This window comes from Microbacterium arabinogalactanolyticum (assembly GCF_030268005.1).
Lineage (GTDB): Bacteria > Actinomycetota > Actinomycetes > Actinomycetales > Microbacteriaceae > Microbacterium > Microbacterium arabinogalactanolyticum.
In genome coordinates this window covers 870,124-891,458 of sequence record NZ_BRZC01000007.1, presented here as the reverse complement: position 1 = coordinate 891,458, position 21,335 = coordinate 870,124, and the positions used below count along the sequence as shown (strand labels likewise).

Sequence of the window (21,335 nt, the reverse complement as noted above, 5' to 3'; positions counted from 1 at the left end):
CCCCCCCCCCCCCGCCGCGGCGATCAGCCTGCGTTCGCGGCGAACCAGGCGTCCATGGACTTGATGACGTCGGCGGCCGGGGTCCCGCCCATCAGCGCCTGGGTCTGGGTGTTCAGCTCACCCGAGAATCCGTCGGGCATGGTGCGCTCGCCGTAGCCGCCGCCGGTGGGCGTGTAGTCGGATGCCGGTGTGTCGGCGACGATCTTGAGCAGCTCCTCGCCGAGGGGCGTCATGTCGTACTCGTAGCCGTCGCGGAAGTTGCCGTCGACCTCGAGCTGGTCGGCGACCGCCTTCTTGTCCGTGGTCAGGAACTCGATCAGCTTGGCCGAGGCCTCCTGGTTCTTGCTCGCCTTGAGGATCGAGTACGGGCTGGCGATGTTGGCGCCCATGGCGGGCTTGTCGCCGGCCTTGGTCGCGGGAGCGCGGAACACGCCGATGTCGGCGGAGTCGGTGGCCTTCGCCTGCGATCCCATGAACCAGCTGCCCATGGAGTAGATCGCGGTCTTGCCGGAGAGGAACGCCTGCTCGGCGTCCGGGTACTTGATGCCCAGGGCGTCCTTGGGGACGTAGCCCTTGGCGACCCAGTCGGCGAAGGTCTCGATGGCGGGCCCGTAGGTCTTGCCGAACTCGACCTTGCCGGAGGAGACGTCCTGGAACCACTTCGGGTTCTCGGAGACGATGGTCGGCAGGGCGAGGGCCTGCAGGGTGGCGCTGGACATCCAGTCGCCGCCCTCCTGGATCGGGGTCCAGCCGGCGTCCTTCAGCTTGCCGAGGTCTTCGGTGAGCTCGTCGACCGTGGTGGGGACCTCGGTGATGCCGGCCTCCTTGAAGGCGGTCTTGTTGTAGAAGAACAGGCTCTGCAGCTGCACGCCGATGCCGGCCATCAGGTACTTGCCGTCCATGGAGTACTGCTCGGCGAGTGGGCCCTTCTTGGCCCACTCGTACTTGGACAGGTCGACGAGTTCGGGCGCGAGCTTGCCGTTCGGGGCGAGGGACTGCACGATGTCGGGCGCGTCGCCGGAGGCGAGGAGGCGCGGGATCGCGGCCGAGACGCCCTCGGCGCCGGGGTTCTGGATGACGACGTCGATGTTCTTGTTCTTCGCCTCGAAGGGGGCGACGAGGTCGTTCCAGAACTTCTCGGTGAGGTTCGGCGTGACGTTGACGAGCACGCGCAGCGTGATCTTCTCGTTCGAGGTGCCGCCGTCGCCGGCGTCTGCTGCGCTGCTGCAGCCGGCCAGCGCCAGGGCGGCGACCGCGGTCATGCCGACTGCGGCGAGGAGTCGAGCCTTGATCATCGTTGATCCTTTCGGGATGCAGGGGAGGGTGCTTCCAGGGACATTACACTAATCGATAATCGTTTGTGAAGAGTGCGCGAAGGATTGCCGGAGTCGCTCTCCGGGCAGAGGGTGCTGCGCGGAGGCGGGGTCGCCCCGGTGTCAGAGCGAGGCGCGGCGGGCGCGATAGGCGGCCACGGCGTTGCGGTTCGCGCAGGTGGTGGAGCAGTACCGCTTCGATCGGTTGCGGCTGAGGTCCAGTGCGATCGCCTGGCATTCGGCATCCGCGCAGACGTCCAGCCGGCTGCCCTCGTCGGCGCGGATGACGTCGATCAGTGCCATGGCGGTCTCGACGAGGATCCGCTCGGCCAGCGGATGGTCGTCGGCGACGGCGTGCAGGTGCCAGTCGGCGGCGTCGTGACGCGTCAGGCGCGGCGTGAGCGTCACGTCTGCGAGGGCGGCGTTGACCTGGGCGACCATCTCGTCGCGAGGGGCGAGGAGCATGCCGCGAAGGCGCGGACGAAGGTCGCGCAGGCTCCCCAGTTCGGCGGCGTCGCGGTCGAGCCGGCCGGTGTAGGGGTACTCGGCGAGGAAGCCCTCGTAGTCGTCGAGCGTCTCGAGGGTGTCCGGCTGCTCGGCGGAGTTCACCAGCGCGACGGCGGCGCGGAGTGCCTCCGCAGTGTCACTGGTGAAGATCATGTTGACACCTTACATCTCCCAGGAATAGTGTCATCTCCCATGGGGCATGTTGCACATGACACTCGCGTGGGCGCGGGTCTTCTCGTCGCACTCGGCGCGGCGTTCTCGTTCGGCATGTCCGGCGCGTGGGCGCGCGGCCTGATCGATGCGGGATGGACCCCGGGCGCGGCCGTGACCGCGCGGGTGTGGGTCGCGGCCCTGGTGCTGCTGGTGCCGACGATCCTCGCGCTGCGGGGGCGCTGGTCGGTGCTGCGCCGCAACGCCGGCATGGTGATCGGCTACGGGCTGCTCGCCGTCACGGCCACGCAGCTGTTCTACTTCCAGGCGGTCGCCGTGATGGATGTCGGCATCGCGCTGCTGGTCGAGTACACCGCTCCCATCGCGGTGGTGCTGTGGCTGTGGCTGCGCCGCGGCGAGAAGCCCACGCGTCGCAGCATCCTGGGCGCGGTCATCGCGTTCGCGGGCCTCGTGCTCATGCTCGACATCCTCACCGGTGCGCGCGTCGACGCGGCCGGCATCCTGTGGTCGCTCGGCGCCATGGTGGGCGCCGCGACGTACTTCGTGCTCTCCGCCCGCGAGGACACCGGCATGCCGCCGATCGTGCTCGCCGGGTCCGGTCTGCTGCTCGGTGCGATCGGGCTGACCGTCGCCGGGCTCACCGGCATCCTGCCGATGGCCTTCACCTTCGGCGATGTCGCCTATCGCTTCGGCACCGTCCCGTGGTTCGTCCCCGTGCTCGCGATCGGCGTGCTGGCGACCGCCCTCGCCTACGTGCTCGGCATCGCGTCGACGCGGATGCTCGGCTCGAGACTGGCATCCTTCGTCGCCCTCGCCGAGGTCGTCGCGGCGCTGCTGTTCGGCTGGATGCTGCTGGGGCAGCTGCCCGAGCCGCTCCAGCTGCTCGGTGCCGCGCTGGTGCTGGCGGGCGTCGTGGTCGTCAAGCTCGGTGAGCCGGCGGTCGCCGAGGAGGGGGAGCCCCTCGCGGTGCCGGTGTGACGTGCCGGCTGTGCGCCGACCGCGGGCGGCGCTGAGGAATGCGGCTCGTCGCGGGGTGGTTGTGACCGTCATGACGTCATCGCCCTCCAGCGCGCACCTCGACCGCCTGGCCCCCGAGACGGTGATGGGCACGGTGACGCTGCTCGTCGCCGACCTCGACGCGATGACGGCGTACTATCGCGACGCCGTCACGCTGCAGGTGCTGTCGGCCCAGGGCGACCGGGTCGTGCTGGGGCGCGGTGCCACACCGATCGTGACGCTGCAGCACAGCCCGGGGCTGAAGCATGCCTCGCCGCACGCGGCGGGGCTGTTCCACACGGCGGTGCTCTTCGACTCGCGAGAGGCGCTGGCCGCCGCGGTCTACCGGGTCGCCCAGCAGTACCCGGGTTCGTTCACGGGGAGCTCCGATCACCTGGTCAGCAACGCGTTCTACTTCGATGACCCGGAGGGCAATGGCGTCGAGCTGTACTGGGATCGCGCTCGTACGGCGTGGAGCTGGACGCACGGTCAGGTGGAGATGGCCACGATCTTCCTCGACCCGAACCGCTTCCTGCAGGAGAATCTCACCGAGCAGGCGCTCGCGGTGCCCGCCTTCGGCGACGCGATGCTCGGCCACGTGCATCTCTCCGTGGGAGACGTCGCCTCGGCCCGCGAGTTCTACGTGGACAGGCTCGGGTTCGACGCGACGGCGTCCCTCGGCGATCAGGCGCTGTTCGTCAGCGCCGGCGGATACCACCACCACATGGCGATGAACACCTGGCGCAGCCGCGGAGCGGGTGTGCGCACGCCGGCGCTCGGGCTCGGGCGGGTCGACATCGTCGTCCCGGGTTCCGACGACCTGGGTGAGGTCGAGGAGCGGATGCGTCACTTCGGCGTCGCCACCCGCGACGACGGCAGGATGCTGGCCTTCGAGGATCCCTGGGCCAACAGCATCCGCATCACGACCGCGGCGTGACCGCGGCCCGCGCGGTCACGCCGGCACCCGGCGAGCCGCTTCACGCCGGCCGCGATCTGCGAGGATCGACGGGTGCATGAGGAACTGCTGCAGGCGTACGACGACCAGCTGCGGGGTGCCGCGGAGGTGCAGGGCGAGGCGGAGGTGGACCGGCTCGGCCCGCTCTGGCTCGCGCAGTTCCGCGGTGATCGCGGCTTCATCACCTACCGGACGCTGCCGGCCGATGCGCGGGAGATAGCGGAGCTGGCGGATGCCGCGCTCGAGCACTTCCGCGAGCGCACCACGGTGACGGCGGTCGAATGGAAGACCCGTGGACACGATGCCGCGCCGGGCCTCGAGGGCACGCTGCGCGAGCGGGGCTTCATCGCGGAGGAGCCGGAGTCCATCATGATCGGCCGCGCCGAGGGGCTCATCGCGGAGGTCGAGCTGCCGGAGGGCGTCGAGGTGCGGCGGGCGTCGTCGGATGACGACATCCGGGCGTCGTACGAGATGCAGGGCCTCGTCTTCGACGACCCGGATTGGCGGGCTCGCGCGGACGACGCGGTGCGCCGCCGGGAGGCCGGCGAGCAGCAGGAGCTGTGGATCGCGGTGGCCGATGGGGCCGTCGTCTCGACCGGGCGGCTGGAGCCGGTGGACGGCACGGACTTCGCGGGCATCTGGGGCGGAGCGACGCTGCCGGAGTGGCGGGGTCGCGGCATCTACCGCGCGCTGACCTCGCGGCGTGCGAAGGTGGCGCTCGCGCTGGGCAAGACGCTGATCAACTCCGACTCCACGGAGTTCTCCCGCCCGATCCTGGAGCGCTCCGGCCTGGTGAGGGTGTCGACGACCACGCCGTACGTCTGGACCCGCTGACTCCGGTTGCGTCTGCGTTCGACGCATCCGGGGCTCCGCGCTGGACTCGCGGACCCCCGGAAGTGATTGTGATCGGTTGGGCCTCGCGTGAGGATGCCAACCGCCTGGCGTGAGTGCCGCGGATCGCCGACGATCGCCCGCATCAGAAGGGTGAGCGGAGCTCCCGCGGAAGCGCTGCCCAGAGGTCCGGTGGATGCCCGCCGCCGGACTCACCTGTGTCCGTCCCGGACGGTGCGAACACCACGGCGTTCTGGGGCGGCGGCCGGTCGACATAGCTGCGACCCGCCGGGCTGGTCCATTCGAGCAGTCCGCTGCCGATCTGTTTCACCTTCCACAGGGAGTGATGCTTGAGGAGGTGGTGCCTGCGGCACAGGGCGGACAGGTTGCCATCCTCTGTGGGGCCGCCGTGCGCCGCGTCGAGCGTGTGATCGAGATCGGCGTCTCGTGCGGGTGTCCCGCAGCCGGGGAATCGGCAGCGTCCGTCTCGGGCGCGAAGATGGCGTTTCAGATGTTCGGAGGGCCGGTAGCGGTCCACGGCAAGCAGTTCCCCGCTGATCGGGTCGGTCAGGACCCGATCCCATCCGGATACGGCCCCCGCCAGCATCCGTGCGGTGGCGGGGTCGATCGGGGAACGACCTGTCAGCTCCGCGGTGGGCGCAGAGCCGGCCTCATCTCCCGCGCCCATCAGCGTCAGCACGGGGACGGTGACCGCGACGTGTCCGGTGACCGCGGCGAGCATTCCGTCGGGGGCGTCGTGCCCGACGGGTGCACCGGTGAGCAGCAGGTCCAGCGCGAGGTCCGCACGCACCTGCCCGAGCGTGCGAGGATCCGCATCGGGGCCCTCCCCACCCGCTTCCGGGGCGGTGCGCTTCTTGACCTCTTCGCCCATGCCGGTCAGCCGTTCGAACGCGGCATGCACCAGCACCGCCGGACCGTACAGCCCGAACTCGGCCATCGCGTCCGGGTGGTCCTTCACCCACGCGCTCCGCTGCTCACGGGCATCCGCGTGCCGCTCCTGCAGAGACCGCGGCTGGCACTGCTCCGCCAGGCGCTCCGCGACCACTCGGGTGCGGTTCGGCGACTCGCCCTCCGCGAACGCGACCATACGCTGCGCATAGCCTGCGCGGGCATCCGCGTCCTCGATCCGCTCGCCGGCGTCCACGATCACCCGCGCATGCCCGGCGCTGATCCGCCCCGCACCCTGCGCCGCCCACACCGCCGGGAAGCGGTCGACCTTCACCTCAGCGGCCACCATCCGCCGCTGGATCGTGCGGTCGCTGACCCGCAGCGCCGCCCCGAGTTCAGCCGCCACGGCCCGCACCTGCAGGTCCGCATCATCCGCATCCGATGCCTGAGACAACGCCACCCGTGCCGCCAATGCGAGCACCCCATCGCGCGCCGCCAGCAGCCCGTCGATCGACGCCTCGATGCTCTGCGCCATCTCGACCAGGCCCGACAGCACATCCCTGTGCTCCGACGGCCGGATCGATGAAATCTTCATGACTCAAGTATGAGAAGGGCCACCGACATTCAGATATCTGAACGAACAGGAACGCCGCGGAACGCGGCTCCTCACATCGGGTCGGCGAACTCGACAGGCTTGCCCGTCGCGCGCGCGTAGGCGACCTCCCTGGTCGTGGATTCGCCCACATATCCGCCGGGGTTCACGACCAGCACGCGATCGGCCAGATCGATCTTGCGCAGATGCAGCTCATCCAGCGCAGCCTTCTGCTCATCGGTGATCTCCTGGCGATCCGTGCGCAGGAAGACCCCCGGCGCCAGGACGATCGCGCCCGCGAAGGTCAGATCGCGGTTCGCCCGGGCCATCTCATCGGCGAATCGGGTGGAGCCGCAGATGCAGACGATCTCGGGACGGTCGGACACGGGCGACTCCTCAGGCATCGGGATTCTCTAGGCCCACCGTAGGCCGGCAGGACGGCGGAGTGCTCCTCCGTCGCATCGGCCGCTTCGCGGCATCGGCTCGCCGGCCCCCGGCGCCCTCAGAACCCCGCCGCCTTCAGAGCGGCCGCCACGTGCAGCGCCGTGGTCGGGAACACCGGCACCGCGGAGTCCTGCTGGGTGACGAGGAGCTCGATCTCCGTGCATCCGAGGATGACGCCCTGGGCTCCCGCTTCGACGAGCCGTTCGATGACGCCGCGGTACTTCTGCCGCGACTCCTCGGTGACGATGCCCTGCACCAGCTCGTCGTAGATGATGCCGTGCACCGTCGCACGATCCTCGGGATCCGGGATCAGGGCCGTGATGCCGTGCGAGCCGAGGCGGTCCCGGTAGAAGGTCTGCTCCATCGTGAAGGCGGTCCCGAGCAGGCCGACCGTCTGCAGGCCCGCCGCGCGGATCGCGTCTGCCGTGGTGTCTGCGATGTGCAGGAACGGAATGCCGATCGCGTCGGTGATCCGGTCGGCGACCAGGTGCATGGTGTTCGTGCACAGCACGACGAGCCCGGCGCCTGCGGCTTCCAGCCTCTTCGCGTGGGCGGCGAGGACCTCGCCGGCCGCATCCCAGTCGCCGGATGTCTGCATCGCCTCGATCTCCGCGAAGTCGAGCGAGTCCAGCAGGATCGGGGCCGAGTGGAAGCCGCCGAGCTCCTCTCTGACCCTCTCGTTGGCGATCCGATACCAGTCCAGGGAGGACTCCCAGCTCATCCCGCCGAGTACACCGATCGTCTGCATGCCCTCACGCTATCGGCCGGCGGATGGCGTGGGGGAGAACGCGCCACGATCGCGCAGAGGGTGACGCCGAGACCCCGGAGAACCGCCCAGACCCCGGGCTGCGGAGGTCCGCAACCCGGGGTCTCGGCGGCGACACGGGGTGTCGGCGATCAGCATCCGGATATCAGCCGATCCGCCTCCGGTAGGCGCGCATCGCGAAGACGTACGCGATGACGAGGATGCCGACGCACCAGGCCAGCGCGATCCAGATCGACGAGCCGACCGGCTGTCCCGCGAACAGCGCCTGGATGGTGTTCACGATCGAGGTGACCGGCTGGTTCTCCGCGAACCAGCGCACCGGACCGGGCATGGTCTCGGTCGGCACGAACGCCGAGCTGATGAACGGCAGGAAGATCAGCGGGTAGCTGAACGCGCTCGCACCGTCGACCGTCTTCGCGGACAGGCCCGCGATCGCCGCCAGCCAGGTCAGCGCCAGGGTGAACAGGGCGAGGATGCCGATCACGCCCAGCCATGCCCACACGCTCGCCCCTGTGCGGAAACCCGTCAGGAACCCGACCGCGAAGATGATGACCAGGGTGATGCCGTTCGCCGCCAGCGAGGTCAGCACGTGCGCCCACAGCACGCTCGATCGGGAGATCGGCATGGAGTGGAACCGCTCGAAGATGCCGCCCTGCAGATCCGTGAACAGCCGGAACGCCGTGTAGGCGATGCCGGATGCGATGGCGATCAGCAGGATGCCGGGGAGCAGGTAGTTCACGTAGCTCCCCTCTCCGATGCTCTGCTTCAGCGCACCGCCGAAGACGAACACGAAGAGCAGCATCAGCGCGATCGGGGTGACCGCGGTCGTGATGATGGTGTCGGCGCTGCGCAGGATGTGGCGCATCGACCGGCCGGTGAGTGTGGCGGTGTCCGCCACGAAGTGCGTGCTCATGCTGCAATCTCCTTGTCCTGGGTCCCTGAGCCTGTCGAAGGGGCGGGCCCGATCAGCGCGAGGAAGATCTCCTCGAGCGTGGGCTGCTTCGCGACGTACTCGACCTTCGCCGCGGGCAGCAGCTGCTTCAGCTCGGCGAGCGTGCCGTTCGCGATGATGCGACCCTCGTGCAGGATCGCGATGCGGTCGGCCAGCTGCTCCGCCTCGTCGAGGTACTGCGTGGTCAGCAGCACCGTGCGACCGGCATCCGCCAGCTCCTTCACGACGTTCCACACCTCGATGCGCGCCTCGGGGTCCAGCCCCGTGGTCGGCTCGTCGAGGTAGATCACCTCAGGCTCGCCGACCAGGCTCATCGCGATGTCGAGCCGGCGGCGCATGCCGCCGGAGTACGTGCCGGCGCGCCTGCCACCGGCATCCGTGAGCCGGAACCGGGCGAGCAGCGCATCCGCCACCGCACCGGGGTCGGGCAGGTGCCGCAGCTTGCCGACCAGCACGAGGTTCTCGCGTCCGGTGAGGATCTCGTCGACCGCGGCGAACTGCCCGGTCAGGCTGATCGACTGCCGCACCTTCAGCGGCTCGGATGCCACGTCGAAGCCGTGCACGATGGCCGTGCCGGCATCCGCCTTCGACAGCGTCGACAGGATGCGCACGAGCGTCGTCTTGCCGGCGCCGTTGGAGCCGAGCAGGGCGAAGATGCTGCCCTTGCCCACCTCGAAGTCCACGCCCCGCAGCACGTGCAGGTCCTTGAAGGACTTCTCGATGCCGCGGACCGAGATCGCCGTGCCGGCGTCTGTGCGTGCGTCGTTCATGATCGTTCCTCCTTCTTCGCGTCCTCGAGCGCCTTCACGAAGCGTGCGCGCTCCTTGTCCTGCCATTCCTTCGCCGCGTACGCCCTCGCGAACGTGTCCGCGAAGTCGGCCGGGTCATCGCCGACGATGTCGTGCACGGGGGTGCCGTCGACGGCGGCGGTCTCCCAGAGGTCGGCGAGGTCGGTGAGCATGCGGATGATGATGTCGCCGTCGACGATGCCGCTGGTGTTCAGCAGGTAGCGGTGCATCGCCTTGGCCGCGCTGCCGTACGGCTCGGCGAGCCCGTCGATGCGTGCCTTGTCCTGCCGGTACTGCTTCTTCTGCTCGAGCGATCCGGTGAGCGCTTCGATCCACTTCATGGCCATGTCAGTTCTCTCCTTCAGAGGGGTTCTCGGATGCTGCGGGGGAGTGGAGCTGTTCGATGCGATCTGCGAGGAAGCTCCAGGTCCTCCAGAACTCGGCGAGCTCCTGCTCGCCCTGGGCGTTGAGGGTGAACACCTTGCGCGGCGGGCCCTTCTCGCTCGGCACCTTCTCGATGTCGACGAGCCCCTTCTGCTCGATGCGCACGAGCAGCGCGTACACGGTGCCCTCGGCGATCTCCTCGAAGCCGCGGTCTCGCAGCTGGGTGGTGATCTCGTACCCGTACGCCGGTCTGCCCGACAGGAGTGCGAGCACGATGCCTTCGAGGGTGCCCTTGAGCATCTCGGTCATCTGCTTTCCCATGGCCGCTCCTTTCGCTACTCAGTGATGATGACTACCGGTACAAAGTAACACTGAGTAGTGGTACTTAGCAAGACTGAATACTGACGACTTTCATGACGTTCCGTGACAGGGGGTGTCGCACCATGACGACCGGAGTGCGCGCGGCGCCGTCTTCCTGTTTGCATGGCGACATGACCAAGAACCGCGCACCTCGCATCCTGACCGCACTCGCCGTCCTGGCGGCCGGCATGATGGCGTTCGCCGGCTGCGCGCCCGCAGCATCCGAGCCGTCGTCCTCGTCGTCCGGCACTCAGAAGATCGTGCTCGGCGCCGATGATGCGACCGAGGCGCACTGGGGCATCCTCAAGGACAAGCTCGCCAAGGAGGGCATCGAGCTCGAGGTCCGCAACTTCACCGACGGCGTTCAGCTCAACAACGGCGTGAAGGACGGCGACCTCGACATCAACCTGTTCCAGCATCTGATCTTCCTGGCCCAGTACGACGTCGACAACAAGGCGGACCTCGTGCCGATCGGAGCGACGGCCGTCTACCCGCTGGCGCTCTACTCCGAGAAGTACTCCAGCGTCGACGACCTCCCCGAGGGCGCCACCGTGGCGCTGCCCAACAATCCCACCAACCTGGCGCGCGCTCTGCTGAACCTGCAGACGGCGGGGCTGCTCACTCTCAAGGACGGCGGCAACGCGCTGTCCACCCCGGCGGATGTCGTCACCTCCAAGATCGAGCTGAAGCCCGTCGACTCGAATCAGACGGTGACCGCGCTCAAGGACGGCAGTGCACAGGCCGCTGTGGTGAACAACACGCAGGCGCAGCGTGGCGGTCTCGGCGACGACCGGATCATCTTCAAGGAGGACCTCGACGCTCCGAAGCTCGCGCCGTACATCAACGCCTTCGTGGTCAAGGCCGACCGCAAGGACGACAAGGTCTGGAAGAAGATCATCGACGCCTACCACTCCACCGAGGTCGAGGCGTCCGTGACCGAGCTCAATCAGGGCAATCTGAAGTTCAAGGCCGAGTGGACCTCCGCTCAGCTGCAGGACGAGCTGGCCAGGCTCGAGGACGACATCCGGGCGCACAAGTGAGCTCGGTCATCAGCTTCGAGGGCGTGACCAAGGCCTTCCCCGGCCCGAAACGCGCCCCCGAGCTGGTGGCGGTCGACGATGTGAGCCTCGCAGTCCAGGCGGGCTCCATCGTCGGCGTCATCGGATACTCCGGGGCGGGGAAGTCCACCCTGGTGCGCCTGATCAACGGGCTGGAGAAGCCCAGCAGCGGCAGCGTGAACGTGCTGGGGGTCGACGTCGGGACGGCGTCGCCCTCGGCGCTCCGTGCTCTGCGCGGCCGGATCGGGATGATCTTCCAGCAGTTCAATCTGTTCAACGCGCGCACCGTGCGCGGCAACGTCGGCTACCCGCTGAAGGTGGCGGGCTGGAAGCGGGCCGACATCGACCGCCGGGTCGACGAGCTGCTCGACTTCGTCGGCATCGGCGACAAGGCATCGCAGCATCCGCGCAGGCTCTCCGGCGGGCAGAAGCAGCGCGTGGGCATCGCCAGGGCGATCGCGACCGAGCCCGAGATCCTGCTGGCCGACGAGGCCACCAGTGCGCTGGACCCGCAGACGACCGCCGAGGTGCTCGCGCTGCTCAGGCGCATCAACCGGCAGCTCGGGGTGACGATCGTGGTGATCACCCACCAGATCTCGATCGTCCACGAGCTGTGCGACCAGGTGATCGTGATGGACGGCGGCCGGGTGGTGGACAGCGGCGAGACCTACCGCGTGTTCGCGCACCCCGAGGCCGCGCTCACCGAGAGGTTCGTCGCGGCGGTGACGCAGGGGCTTCCGGAGGGGGAGACCCTGACCGCGCTGCTCTCGGGAGGCGGCGTGCTGCTGAGCGTGGACGTGAACGAGGTGACCACCGAGGACATCGCCGCCGTGCTGGACGCGCACGCTCTGCGCGGCACCGTCGTCTACGGCGGTGTCACCGACGTCCTCGGGCGCCAGCTGGGCACGCTGACCTACCGGATCAGGGCCGAGCAGGATGCCGTGCGGCGCGCCGCCGCCGAGCTCTCGCAGCGGACGAAGGCGACGATCTTCACGGGCGCGGATGCGCACGCGGCGGTGGCCCCGTGATCCGTGACGCCGCGAGCTGGGACTCGCTGACCCCGGTCCTGCTGCAGTCCATCCAGGAGACGGTCTTCATGGTCGCGGTCACGCTGGTGATCGCCGGCGCGGCCGGTCTGATCGTCGGCGCGGTGCTGTACGCCACCAGGCCCGGGAATCTGTTCGCGAACCCCGTCGTGTTCCAGACTCTCAACATCGTCATCAACCTGGTCCGGCCGATCCCGTTCATCATCTTCCTCACCGCGGTCGGGCCGCTCACCAAGGCGGTGGTCGGGACCACGCTCGGCACCACGGCGGCGATCGTGCCGATGGTGGTGATGGCCACCGTGGTCATCGCTCGCGTCGTCGAGCAGAACCTGGTCGCGGTCGATCCCGGGATCGTGGAGGCGGCGAGTGCGATCGGCGCCAGGCGGCTGAGCATCCTCTTCGGCGTGGTCATCCCCGAGGCGCTCGCCCCGCTCATCCTCGGCTACACCTTCATGTTCATCGCCGTGGTCGACATGTCGGCGATGGCCGGCTACATCGGGGGCGGTGGGCTGGGCAACTTCGCGATCATCTACGGCTACCAGCAGTTCGATCAGGGGGCGACCTGGGTCACCGTGGCGATCATCGTCGTGATCGTGCAGGTGGGCCAGTTCATCGGGAACCGCCTCGCCCAGCGCATCCTGCGTCAGTAGGGCTGTCGTTTGAATGTATACGAATAGGGATGAGATTCGGGTTCGATTGATGATCTGACCCGTTTATGTATACACTAATGGCGTGCGAGCCAGTGAACGAGCGTATGCTGCGCTCCTCGACGAGATCCAGTCCGGGGCCCTTCCCTCAGGCGCCGTGCTCGCCGAGGTCGAGCAGGCCGCGCGCCTCGGCGTCAGCCGCACGCCGCTGCGCGAGGCGCTGCGCCGGCTCGCCGCCGACGGTCTGGCCGTGCAGCAGTCGCCGCGGGTCACGGTCGTCGCGGACCTGGATGCCGACGACATCCGCTCGCTCTTCGAGATCCGTCGCGCGCTCGAGGAGACCGCCGCACGACTCGCCGCCCAGCGCGGCGACGCGGCGGCTTTCACCGCGCTCGCCGCGGAGTTCGCGCACGTCGACCTCGACGGGGCAGAGGGCCGGGACGCCTACTATGCGCTGATCGCCCGCCTGGACGCCCAGGTCGACGCCTCCCACGGCAACGACTACCTCACCTCCGCCCTGCGCACCGTGCGCACCCACCTCGTGCGCGTGCGGCGGATGGCGCGCGACAAGCCCGAGCGCCTGGCGGCATCGGCATCCGAGCATCAGCTCATCGCCCGCGCCCTGGCCTCCCGCGATGCCGAACTCGCGGCGCACGCCACCCACGTGCACCTGCACAACGCCCTCGACAGCATCCTGACCTCGCTCGACAGCCCGAGCACCCTCCCGGAAGGAACCCCATGACCGTCACCCATCACGTCCGCGTCTACCGCTCCGAAGAGGATCTGCCCCGCGAGGAGCAGCTGGCCTGGAAGATCGCACAGGTCGCGGTCGACCCCGTCGAGGTCGAGCCCGAGGTCGTCGAGATGATCATCAACCGGATCATCGACAACGCGTCCGTCGCCGCGGCATCCCTCACCCGCGGCCCGATCGTCGCCGCCCGCGCCCAGGCGTTCAGCCACCCGGTCTCCACCGGCGGCAAGGGCTCGACCGTGTTCGGCGCGAAGCTCGACGAGCGCACCAGCCCCGAGTGGGCCGCGTGGGCCAACGGCGTCGCCGTGCGCGAGCTCGACTACCACGACACGTTCCTCGCCGCCGAGTACTCGCACCCGGGCGACAACATCCCGCCGATCCTCGCCGTCGCCCAGCACGCCGGCTGCGACGGGCGCGCGCTGGTGCGCGGCATCGCGACCGGCTACGAGATCCAGGTCGACCTGGTGCGCGCCATCTCGCTGCACGCCCACAAGATCGACCACGTCGCCCACCTCGGCCCTTCGGCCGCCGCCGGCATCGGCACCATGCTGGGCCTGGATGCCGAGACCATCTACCAGGCCATCGGCCAGGCGCTGCACACCACCACCGCCACGCGGCAGAGTCGCAAGGGCGAGATCTCCACCTGGAAGGCGCACGCCCCGGCCTTCGCCGGGAAGATGGCCGTCGAGGCCGTCGACCGTGCGATGCGCGGCCAGACCAGCCCGTCGCCCATCTACGAGGGCGAGGACGGCGTGATCGCCTGGATGCTGGACGGCAAGGACGCCTCCTACGACGTGCCGCTGCCCGCCGCCGGCGAGGCCAAGCGCGGCATCCTGGACACCTACACCAAGGAGCACTCCGCGGAGTATCAGGCGCAGGCGATCATCGACCTCGCCCGTCGCCTGGGCACGGCCCGTCCCGAGCTGCGCGACCCCGCGAACATCGCGAGCATCGTGCTGCACACCAGCCATCACACCCACAACGTGATCGGCTCGGGTGCCAACGACCCGCAGAAGTACGACCCGAAGGCGTCCCGCGAGACGCTGGACCACTCCGTGCCGTACATCTTCGCGGTCGCACTGCAGGACGGCACCTGGCACCACGTCGACTCCTACCTGCCCGAGCGCGCGCAGCGCGAGGACACCGTCGCCCTCTGGCACAAGGTCACCACGGCCGAGGACCCGGAGTGGACCCGCCGCTACCACTCCATCGACCCCGCCGAGAAGGCGTTCGGCGGTCGCGTGGAGATCACGCTCACGAACGGTGAGACCGTCATCGACGAGATCGCCGTCGCCGACGCCCACCCGCTGGGCGCCCGTCCGTTCGGGCGTGAGCAGTACATCCGCAAGTTCCGCATCCTGGCCGACCCGGTGCTCGACGCCTCCGAGATCGAGCGCTTCCTCGAGCTGGTGCAGCGCCTGCCCGAGCTGACCGCCGCCGAGGTGGGGGAGCTGTCCATCATCGCGAAGGCCGGCGTCCTGGCATCCGCCCCTGAGGCCCCGAGGGGGTTGTTCTGATGCTGTACTCCAACACTCCGGCGCACGAGAAGCGCCGTCTCTTCCGCGAGCGTCTCGCGACCGGCGAGCTGCTGCGCTTCCCCGGCGCGTTCAATCCGCTGTCGGCCCGGCTCATCGAGCAGAAGGGCTTCGAGGGCGTGTACATCTCGGGCGCCGTGCTCTCGGCCGATCTGGGCCTCCCCGACATCGGGCTGACCACCCTGACCGAGGTGGCCGGCCGCGGTCAGCAGATCGCCCGGATGACCGACCTCCCGGCCATCATCGACGCCGACACCGGGTTCGGCGAGCCGATGAACGTCGCCCGCACGATCCAGACGCTGGAGGATGCCGGCCTCGCCGGCGCGCACATCGAGGACCAGATCAACCCGAAGCGCTGCGGCCACCTCGACGGCAAGGCCGTGGTCGACGAGCAGACCGCCCTCAAGCGCATCCGGGCCGCCGTCGATGCCCGCCGGGACGAGAACTTCCTCATCATGGCGCGCACCGACATCGCGGCGGTGGAGGGACTGTCCGCCGCGAAGGACCGCGCGAAGGCGCTGGTGGATGCCGGCGCCGACGCGATCTTCCCCGAGGCGATGCGGTCGCTGGAGGAGTTCGCCGCGATCCGGGACGCCGTGGACGTGCCGATCCTGGCGAACATGACCGAGTTCGGCAAGAGCGACCTGTTCTCGGTCGACCAGCTGCGCGACGTGGGCGTGAACATCGTCATCTGGCCGGTGTCGCTACTGCGGATCGCGATGGGCGCGGCGGGTCGCGCACTCGATACGCTGAACGAGGAGGGGCACCTCACCTCCAAGCTCGGCGAGATGCAGCACCGCGCCGATCTGTATGACCTCATCGACTACGAGTCGTACAACCACTTCGACTCCGGCGTCTTCAACTTCACCGTCACGAAGGGCTGAGCAATGACCGAGGACATCAAGAAGGGCCTCGCCGGCGTCGTCGCCGACGTCACCGCCATCAGCAAGGTCAACCCCGAGACGAACAGCCTGCTCTACCGCGGGTACCCCGTCCAGGAGCTGGCGGCGACCCAGCCGTTCGAGGCCGTCGCCTACCTGCTGTGGAACGGCGAGCTGCCGGATGCCGAGCAGCTGGCGCAGTTCCGCGAGACCGAGCGGGCGCACCGTGCACTCTCGCCACGGGTGAAGGACGCCATCGACGCGCTGCCGCTGGACGCGCACCCGATGGACGAGGTGCGCACCGCCGTCAGCGTGATCGGCGCGATCGAGACGGCAGGGACCGGCAACGTGCTCGATGCGGTCGGCACGCCCGAGCAGAACCTGCAGCGCAGCCTGCAGCTGTTCGCCGTGCTTCCTGCGATCGTCGCCTACGGTCAGCGGCGCCGCCGTGGCCAGGCGCTGATCGAATCGCGCGACGACCTGGACTACGCCGCGAACTTCCTCTGGCTCACCTTCGGGGAGGAGCCGGATGCCGTGGTCGTGGACGCCTTCAACCGCTCGATGATCCTGTACGCGGAGCACTCCTTCAACGCCTCCACGTTCACGGCCCGGGTGATCACCTCGACCCTCAGCGACCTGTACTCGGCCGTGGTCGGTGCGATCGGCGCGCTGAAGGGGCCGCTGCACGGCGGCGCCAACGAGGCCGTCATGCACATCTTCGACGAGATCGGCTCGGCCGATCAGGTGGTGCCGTGGCTGGAGCGGGCGCTCGCCGAGAAGCGCAAGATCATGGGCTTCGGGCACCGGGTGTACAAGCGAGGCGACTCGCGCGTGCCGACCATGAAGGCCGCGCTGGACACCCTGGTCGAGCACTACGACCGCCCCGATGTCGCCGAGCTGTACGAGAAGCTCGAGAGCGAGTTCGTCGAGCGGAAGGGCATCTACCCGAACCTCGACTACCCGTCGGGTCCGGCGTACAACCTGATCGGCTACGACACCCTGACGTTCACCCCGCTGTTCATCGCGGCGCGCATCACCGGCTGGACCGCGCACATCCTCGAGCAGCAGGCCTCCAACGCGCTGATCAGGCCGCTGTCCGCGTACAACGGCGTCGACGAGCGCCACATCGACAGCTACGCGCCCGACACCGCCGCGATCGAGGTGCAGGAGCGTCCTGAGGAGGCGGCGGGCTGACCGGCATCCGCGGCTCCGCCTCCCGGTGAGGCATCGGGCACGAGGTTCAGCGTTACGGCGCGGACCTCGTGCCCGATCTCGTCCGGGGGTGACGCCGAGGAATGTTCACGTTATCATTCTGGTGTCATCCGAGCAGGGGAGCCACCACGTGACATTCGATCCCGTCTTCGACATCGACCGCATCGCCGACCCGCGCTTCGTCTCGGAGAACCGCCTGCCGGCGCACTCCGACCACCGCTGGTTCCGCGACATCGACGAGGCGCGCGCCGGCGTCAGCTCCTTCGAGCAGTCCCTCAACGGACGCTGGGCGTTCCACTGCGCACGCAATCAGCGCGAGGCGCCGTCGTACTTCGCCGACCCGGGATACGACGTCTCCGCCTGGGACATGATCCGGGTGCCCTCGCACCTGCAGCTGGAGGGCTACGACCGCCCCCAGTACGTCAACGTCGGGTACGCGTGGGACGGGCAGGAGGGCATCGTCCCCGGTCAGGTGCCCGAGCGCGACAACCCGATCGGATGCTATGTCCGCACGTTCACGCTGGATACCCCGCTGCAGACAGGCGAACGCCTGAGCGTGAGCTTCCACGGCGCGGAGAGCGCGGTCGCGGTGTGGCTGAACGGGCGGTACATCGGGTACAGCACCGACGGCTTCACCCCCGGGGAGTTCGACCTGACGGACGCACTCGTCGAGGGCGAGAACCGTCTGGCCGCTCAGGTCTTCACCTACAGCGCCGGATCGTGGCTCGAGGACCAGGACTTCTTCCGCTTCTCCGGCATCTTCCGCGACGTCGTGCTGTACCGCCGTCCCGTCGTGCACGCAGAGCACCTGCGCGTGCGGACCGTGGTCGCCGATGACCTGGCATCCGCCGACATCGAGCTGCGCGTGGATCTCGCAGGCGAAGGAACGGCATCCGCGCGCATCGACGGGCTCGGCGAGCTGACCGCCCGCGGCGACGGCGCCCTGGTGCTGCATGTCGAGGATCCGCACCTGTGGAGCCCGGAGGACCCGCACCTGCACGACCTGGTCATCGAGGTGCGGGACGCGGGCGGGGCTGTGACCGAGGTGATCCCGCAGCGCGTCGGCATCCGCCGCTTCGGCATCGAGAACGGCGTGCTCTCGCTCAACGGCGCGCGCGTCGTGTTCAACGGCATCAACCGTCACGAGTTCTCCCTGGCCGGACGCGTGCCGTCGAGGGAGCTGACCGAGGCCGACATGCGGGTGCTGAAGGCCCACAACGTCAACGCCGTGCGCACCAGCCACTACCCCAACGACTCCGCGTTCTACGAACTGGCCGACGAGTACGGGCTGCTCGTGATCGACGAGATGAACATGGAGACGCACGGGCGCTGGACCGAGATCCGCCAGCGCGGCGCGGCGGAGGACATCTCCATCCCCGGCGACCACGACGAATGGCGGCCCGCGGCGCTGGACCGTGCGCGCAGCATGCTCGAGCGCGATCGCAACCACCCGAGCGTCGTGAGCTGGTCGTGCGGCAACGAGTCGTACGGCGGCGCCGTGCTGCGGGACGTGGCCGACTGGTTCCGCCAGGCGGATGACCGGCCCGTCCACTACGAGGGTGTGACCTGGGACCCGCGGTATCCCGAGACGACTGACATCACGAGCCAGATGTACACCCCGGCCGCCGCCGTCGAGCGGCAGCTGAGCGAGCACCGGGACAAGCCGTTCATCCTGTGCGAGTTCGCGCACGCGATGGGCAACTCCTTCGGCGGTGTGGCGGAGTACGTCGAGCTCGCGTACCGCGACGAGCTGTTCCAGGGCGGGTTCATCTGGGACTTCGCGGATCAGGCCATCCGGATGCGCGACCGGTACGGGCGCGAGTTCCTGGGCTACGGCGGCGACAACGGCGAGGCGCCGCACGACCACGACTTCAGCGGCAACGGGATCCTCTTCGCGGACCGCACCCTCTCGCCCAAGGCGCAGGAGATGAAGAAGCTGTTCCAGCCCTTCGTCATCGAGGTCTCGCCGGCCGAGGTCGCGATCACGAGCAGGATGCTGTTCACCTCGTCGTCGGCCTTCGAGGCGCGCGTGTCGGTCGCTCGCGAGGGCAGGGTCGTGGCCTCCGGTGTCATCGACACCGACGTCGCTCCGGGCGAGAGCGGCTCGTACCCGCTGCGGGTGGAGGTGCCGCGGATGCCGGGGGAGTACGCGATCGTCGTGTCGCTGCACCTGCGCGCCGCGACGTCGTGGGCGCCGGCCGGGCACGAGGTGGCCTGGGGTGAGCACGTGGTCGCGGTCGGCGGGACGGCGCCGGCCGTCGTGGCTGCCCGGCCCCAGGTCGTGGAGGGCACTCTGAGCATCGGCGTGCACGGCCCCGGGTTCCACGTGCTCTTCTCGCGGCTGTTCAACGGGCTCGGCTCGTACCGCTTCGGCGGGTCGCGGACGGGAGGGCGCGAGCTGCTGGCCGGCACCGTGACCCCGAACTTCTGGCACGCGCCGACGTCGAACGAGCGCGGCTGGAACGGGCCGTTCGACGAAGGGCAGTGGCTGCTCGCCAGCCGGTACGGGCGGGCCAGCGGATACCACGAGCCGGCGGACATCTCGGTGACGCGGGAGCAGGGCGGCGTGCGCATCGGCTACCGCTACGAGCTGCCGACGACCCCGGCCACGAACTGCGAGCTGAGCTACCTGATCGACGGCTCCGGCCGGGTGGAGGTCACACAGCGGATGCATGTGCCGGACGGCATGCCCGCGATGCCGGAGTTCGCGACCATGCTGGCCATGCCCGCCGACTACGACCGGGTGCGCTGGTACGGCGAGGGGCCGGAGGAGTGCTACGTCGATCGCCGCGCCGGCGCCCGGCTCGGCGTCTACGACCGCCGAGTGCCGGACATGCTCACGCCCTACCTGAACCCTCAGGAGGCGGGGAACCGCACGGGCGTGCGCTGGGCGGAGGTGACGGATGCCCGGGGCGTCGGGCTGCGCTTCGAGGGTGATCCGACCATGGAGTTCTCGGCGCTGAGCTGGACGCCGGCCGAGATCGAGAGCGCACTGCATCCGAACGAGCTGCCGCCGATCCACCGCACGATCGTGCGGCCGGCGCTCATGCGCCGCGGGGTCGCCGGCGACGATTCGTGGGGTGCGCGTCCGCTGGCCGAGCACCTCCTGCCGACCGGAGACCTCGAGTTCCGGTTCGCCTTCCGGGGGATCTAGCCCGTCAGTCCCGGTGTCGCCCCGCCCGTGCCCTCACCGGCGGGCGGCGCGGTGCTGGCGCGCACGACGAGCTCGGTGGGGACCAGCCCCGTCGCAGGCTCCCCGCGCTGCTCGATCCGGTCGACGAGCATCTCCACGGCGGCGGTGCCGACGCGATCGAAGTACTGGTGGACCGTGGTCAGCGGCGGCTGGAAGTCGGCGGCCATGTCCATGTCGTCGAAGCCGACCACGCTCACGTCGTCCGGCACGACGCGCCCGGCCTCGTGCAGGGCACGCATGGCGCCCAGGGCCATCTCATCGTTCGCGGCGAACACGGCGGTCACCGAAGGGTCGGCGGCCAGCACGCGTCCCGCGGCAAAGCCGGATGCCGTGCTCCAGTCGCCGTGCAGCACCGGCGGGACCTCGCGGTCGTGCGCGCGCAACGTCGCCTCCCAGGAGGCAGCGCGGTCACGAGCGGAGAACGAGTCCTCGGGGCCGCTGATGTGCCACACCGTGCGATGGCCGAGGCCGAGAAGATGCTCCGTGGCCAGCCGCGCGCCCTGTGCCTGGTCGATGTCGACGGTCGGATAGGGCTGGGAGCCGCCCGCCGTCACCACGACGGCGGGGATGCCGGCGATGTGCGCGAGATCGGAGTCGTGCAGGTCGTGCGCCTCGAGCACGACGAGCACCCCGTCCACGGCCTGCTCGGCCAGCCGCACGAAGGCCCCGGCGAAACCCGCCTGGGCGATGGTCCACAGCGGCGTCAGCGCCAGCGAGTAGCCCGCCCTCGCCGCCTCGTTGGCGATGGCCTCGAGGGTGCGCATGTTGCCGTAGCTGGACAGTCCCGACATGATCACGCCGAGGGTGCGGAACCGGCCGGACTTCAGGGCGCGCGCGGCGGAGTTGGGTCGGTAGCCCAGCCGGTCCATCGCGGCCAGCACCTTCTCGCGCGTCGCCGGCCGCACGATGTCCATGCCGTTGGCCACCCGCGAGACGGTCTGCGCGGACACCCCGGCCTCGCGCGCGACGTCGATGATCGACGGGGTGCGCCATACGCGTGCGTCGTCTGCCCGAGCTGTCACCGATGCTCCCCTTCTCGCCGTC

At 69.4% G+C, this 21,335-nt stretch carries 21 protein-coding genes; 11 read left to right on the top strand and 10 right to left on the bottom strand.

Features of this window, described 5'->3' with window-relative positions:
* Positions 1-23: 23 nt before the first annotated feature.
* Positions 24-1,295, bottom strand: coding sequence for an ABC transporter substrate-binding protein (locus MIAR_RS15745; RefSeq protein ID WP_285637864.1), 1,272 nt, complete (start codon positions 1,293-1,295; stop codon positions 24-26).
* Between the two features lie 141 nt (positions 1,296-1,436).
* Positions 1,437-1,973, bottom strand: coding sequence for a CGNR zinc finger domain-containing protein (locus tag MIAR_RS15740; protein ID WP_285637862.1), 537 nt, complete (start codon positions 1,971-1,973; stop codon positions 1,437-1,439).
* Between the two features lie 39 nt (positions 1,974-2,012).
* Here MIAR_RS15740 and MIAR_RS15735 point away from each other — a divergent pair, with 39 nt between their 5' ends.
* From MIAR_RS15735 to MIAR_RS15725, 3 genes are all read left to right on the top strand, one after another.
* A complete protein-coding gene (locus tag MIAR_RS15735) occupies positions 2,013-2,969 on the top strand; it encodes an EamA family transporter (protein WP_285637860.1) in 957 nt (318 codons plus the stop codon).
* A gap of 70 nt (positions 2,970-3,039) precedes the next feature.
* Positions 3,040-3,924, top strand: coding sequence for a VOC family protein (locus MIAR_RS15730; protein ID WP_285637859.1), 885 nt, complete (start codon positions 3,040-3,042; stop codon positions 3,922-3,924).
* A gap of 72 nt (positions 3,925-3,996) precedes the next feature.
* Positions 3,997-4,776, top strand: a complete 780-nt coding sequence (locus MIAR_RS15725) for a GNAT family N-acetyltransferase (RefSeq protein WP_285637857.1) — start codon at positions 3,997-3,999, stop codon at positions 4,774-4,776.
* 142 nt (positions 4,777-4,918) lie between these two features.
* On the opposite strand, the gene MIAR_RS15720 is transcribed toward MIAR_RS15725, so the two are convergent.
* From MIAR_RS15720 to MIAR_RS15690, 7 genes are all read right to left on the bottom strand, one after another.
* Positions 4,919-6,277, bottom strand: coding sequence for an HNH endonuclease signature motif containing protein (locus MIAR_RS15720; RefSeq protein WP_285637855.1), 1,359 nt, complete (start codon positions 6,275-6,277; stop codon positions 4,919-4,921).
* Between the two features lie 71 nt (positions 6,278-6,348).
* On the bottom strand, positions 6,349-6,660 hold the full coding sequence (locus MIAR_RS15715; RefSeq protein WP_285637853.1) for a hypothetical protein: 312 nt from the start codon (positions 6,658-6,660) through the stop codon (positions 6,349-6,351).
* 116 nt (positions 6,661-6,776) lie between these two features.
* Positions 6,777-7,466 carry an aspartate/glutamate racemase family protein gene (locus tag MIAR_RS15710; RefSeq protein WP_285637851.1) on the bottom strand — a complete coding sequence of 230 codons (690 nt, stop codon included), beginning with the start codon at positions 7,464-7,466 and terminating at the stop codon, positions 6,777-6,779.
* Positions 7,467-7,629: 163 nt separating this feature from the next.
* Positions 7,630-8,397, bottom strand: a complete 768-nt coding sequence (locus MIAR_RS15705; protein ID WP_285637849.1) for an ABC transporter permease — start codon at positions 8,395-8,397, stop codon at positions 7,630-7,632.
* The gene (locus MIAR_RS15700; protein WP_285637847.1) at positions 8,394-9,206 is read right to left on the bottom strand and encodes an ABC transporter ATP-binding protein; all 813 of its coding nucleotides are present in this window, start codon (positions 9,204-9,206) and stop codon (positions 8,394-8,396) included. The genes MIAR_RS15705 and MIAR_RS15700 overlap by 4 nt, the downstream gene beginning before the upstream one ends.
* A complete protein-coding gene (locus MIAR_RS15695) occupies positions 9,203-9,571 on the bottom strand; it encodes a DUF1048 domain-containing protein (protein WP_285637846.1) in 369 nt (122 codons plus the stop codon). Before MIAR_RS15695 ends, MIAR_RS15700 begins: the two co-directional genes overlap by 4 nt.
* 1 nt (position 9,572) lies before the next feature.
* The gene (locus MIAR_RS15690; RefSeq protein WP_285637844.1) at positions 9,573-9,929 is read right to left on the bottom strand and encodes a PadR family transcriptional regulator; all 357 of its coding nucleotides are present in this window, start codon (positions 9,927-9,929) and stop codon (positions 9,573-9,575) included.
* Positions 9,930-10,099: 170 nt separating this feature from the next.
* Between MIAR_RS15690 and MIAR_RS15685 the strand changes: the two genes are divergently transcribed.
* From MIAR_RS15685 to lacZ, 8 genes are all read left to right on the top strand, one after another.
* Positions 10,100-11,008: a MetQ/NlpA family ABC transporter substrate-binding protein gene (locus MIAR_RS15685; RefSeq protein WP_285637842.1), complete on the top strand. Its 909-nt coding sequence runs from the start codon at positions 10,100-10,102 to the stop codon at positions 11,006-11,008.
* Positions 11,005-12,054, top strand: coding sequence for a methionine ABC transporter ATP-binding protein (locus tag MIAR_RS15680; RefSeq protein ID WP_285637840.1), 1,050 nt, complete (start codon positions 11,005-11,007; stop codon positions 12,052-12,054). Before MIAR_RS15685 ends, MIAR_RS15680 begins: the two co-directional genes overlap by 4 nt.
* A gap of 68 nt (positions 12,055-12,122) precedes the next feature.
* The gene (locus tag MIAR_RS15675; RefSeq protein WP_285638543.1) at positions 12,123-12,722 is read left to right on the top strand and encodes a methionine ABC transporter permease; all 600 of its coding nucleotides are present in this window, start codon (positions 12,123-12,125) and stop codon (positions 12,720-12,722) included.
* An 82-nt stretch (positions 12,723-12,804) separates the two neighbouring features.
* Positions 12,805-13,461 (top strand): GntR family transcriptional regulator, encoded by a 657-nt coding sequence (locus MIAR_RS15670; RefSeq protein WP_285637838.1) that lies wholly within the window; start codon positions 12,805-12,807, stop codon positions 13,459-13,461.
* Positions 13,458-14,987, top strand: coding sequence for an MmgE/PrpD family protein (locus tag MIAR_RS15665; protein ID WP_285637836.1), 1,530 nt, complete (start codon positions 13,458-13,460; stop codon positions 14,985-14,987). Before MIAR_RS15670 ends, MIAR_RS15665 begins: the two co-directional genes overlap by 4 nt.
* Positions 14,987-15,889, top strand: coding sequence for a methylisocitrate lyase (gene prpB, locus MIAR_RS15660; RefSeq protein WP_285637835.1), 903 nt, complete (start codon positions 14,987-14,989; stop codon positions 15,887-15,889). The genes MIAR_RS15665 and prpB overlap by 1 nt, the downstream gene beginning before the upstream one ends.
* A 3-nt stretch (positions 15,890-15,892) precedes the next feature.
* On the top strand, positions 15,893-17,080 hold the full coding sequence (locus MIAR_RS15655; RefSeq protein WP_285637833.1) for a bifunctional 2-methylcitrate synthase/citrate synthase: 1,188 nt from the start codon (positions 15,893-15,895) through the stop codon (positions 17,078-17,080).
* A gap of 148 nt (positions 17,081-17,228) precedes the next feature.
* A complete protein-coding gene (gene lacZ / locus MIAR_RS15650; RefSeq protein WP_285637831.1) occupies positions 17,229-20,252 on the top strand; it encodes a beta-galactosidase, LacZ type in 3,024 nt (1,007 codons plus the stop codon).
* Here lacZ and MIAR_RS15645 read toward each other — a convergent pair.
* Positions 20,249-21,313: a LacI family DNA-binding transcriptional regulator gene (locus tag MIAR_RS15645; RefSeq protein ID WP_285637829.1), complete on the bottom strand. Its 1,065-nt coding sequence runs from the start codon at positions 21,311-21,313 to the stop codon at positions 20,249-20,251. The genes lacZ and MIAR_RS15645 overlap by 4 nt on opposite strands.
* Positions 21,314-21,335 lie beyond the last annotated feature (22 nt).

Bases quoted from the DNA above. Each gene is read 5' to 3' on its own strand.
- prpB (WP_285637835.1), top strand. From the start codon at position 14,987: ATGCTGTACTCCAACACTCCGGCGCACGAGAAGCGCCGTCTCTTCCGC.
- MIAR_RS15745 (WP_285637864.1), bottom strand. From the start codon at position 1,295: ATGATCAAGGCTCGACTCCTCGCCGCAGTCGGCATGACCGCGGTCGCC.
- MIAR_RS15695 (WP_285637846.1), bottom strand. From the start codon at position 9,571: ATGGCCATGAAGTGGATCGAAGCGCTCACCGGATCGCTCGAGCAGAAG.
- MIAR_RS15730 (WP_285637859.1), top strand. From the start codon at position 3,040: ATGACGTCATCGCCCTCCAGCGCGCACCTCGACCGCCTGGCCCCCGAG.
- MIAR_RS15720 (WP_285637855.1), bottom strand. From the start codon at position 6,277: ATGAAGATTTCATCGATCCGGCCGTCGGAGCACAGGGATGTGCTGTCG.
- MIAR_RS15665 (WP_285637836.1), top strand. From the start codon at position 13,458: ATGACCGTCACCCATCACGTCCGCGTCTACCGCTCCGAAGAGGATCTG.
- MIAR_RS15690 (WP_285637844.1), bottom strand. From the start codon at position 9,929: ATGGGAAAGCAGATGACCGAGATGCTCAAGGGCACCCTCGAAGGCATC.
- MIAR_RS15735 (WP_285637860.1), top strand. From the start codon at position 2,013: ATGGGGCATGTTGCACATGACACTCGCGTGGGCGCGGGTCTTCTCGTC.
- MIAR_RS15685 (WP_285637842.1), top strand. From the start codon at position 10,100: ATGACCAAGAACCGCGCACCTCGCATCCTGACCGCACTCGCCGTCCTG.
- MIAR_RS15700 (WP_285637847.1), bottom strand. From the start codon at position 9,206: ATGAACGACGCACGCACAGACGCCGGCACGGCGATCTCGGTCCGCGGC.
- MIAR_RS15740 (WP_285637862.1), bottom strand. From the start codon at position 1,973: ATGATCTTCACCAGTGACACTGCGGAGGCACTCCGCGCCGCCGTCGCG.
- MIAR_RS15675 (WP_285638543.1), top strand. From the start codon at position 12,123: ATGGTCGCGGTCACGCTGGTGATCGCCGGCGCGGCCGGTCTGATCGTC.
- MIAR_RS15655 (WP_285637833.1), top strand. From the start codon at position 15,893: ATGACCGAGGACATCAAGAAGGGCCTCGCCGGCGTCGTCGCCGACGTC.
- MIAR_RS15710 (WP_285637851.1), bottom strand. From the start codon at position 7,466: ATGCAGACGATCGGTGTACTCGGCGGGATGAGCTGGGAGTCCTCCCTG.
- MIAR_RS15705 (WP_285637849.1), bottom strand. From the start codon at position 8,397: ATGAGCACGCACTTCGTGGCGGACACCGCCACACTCACCGGCCGGTCG.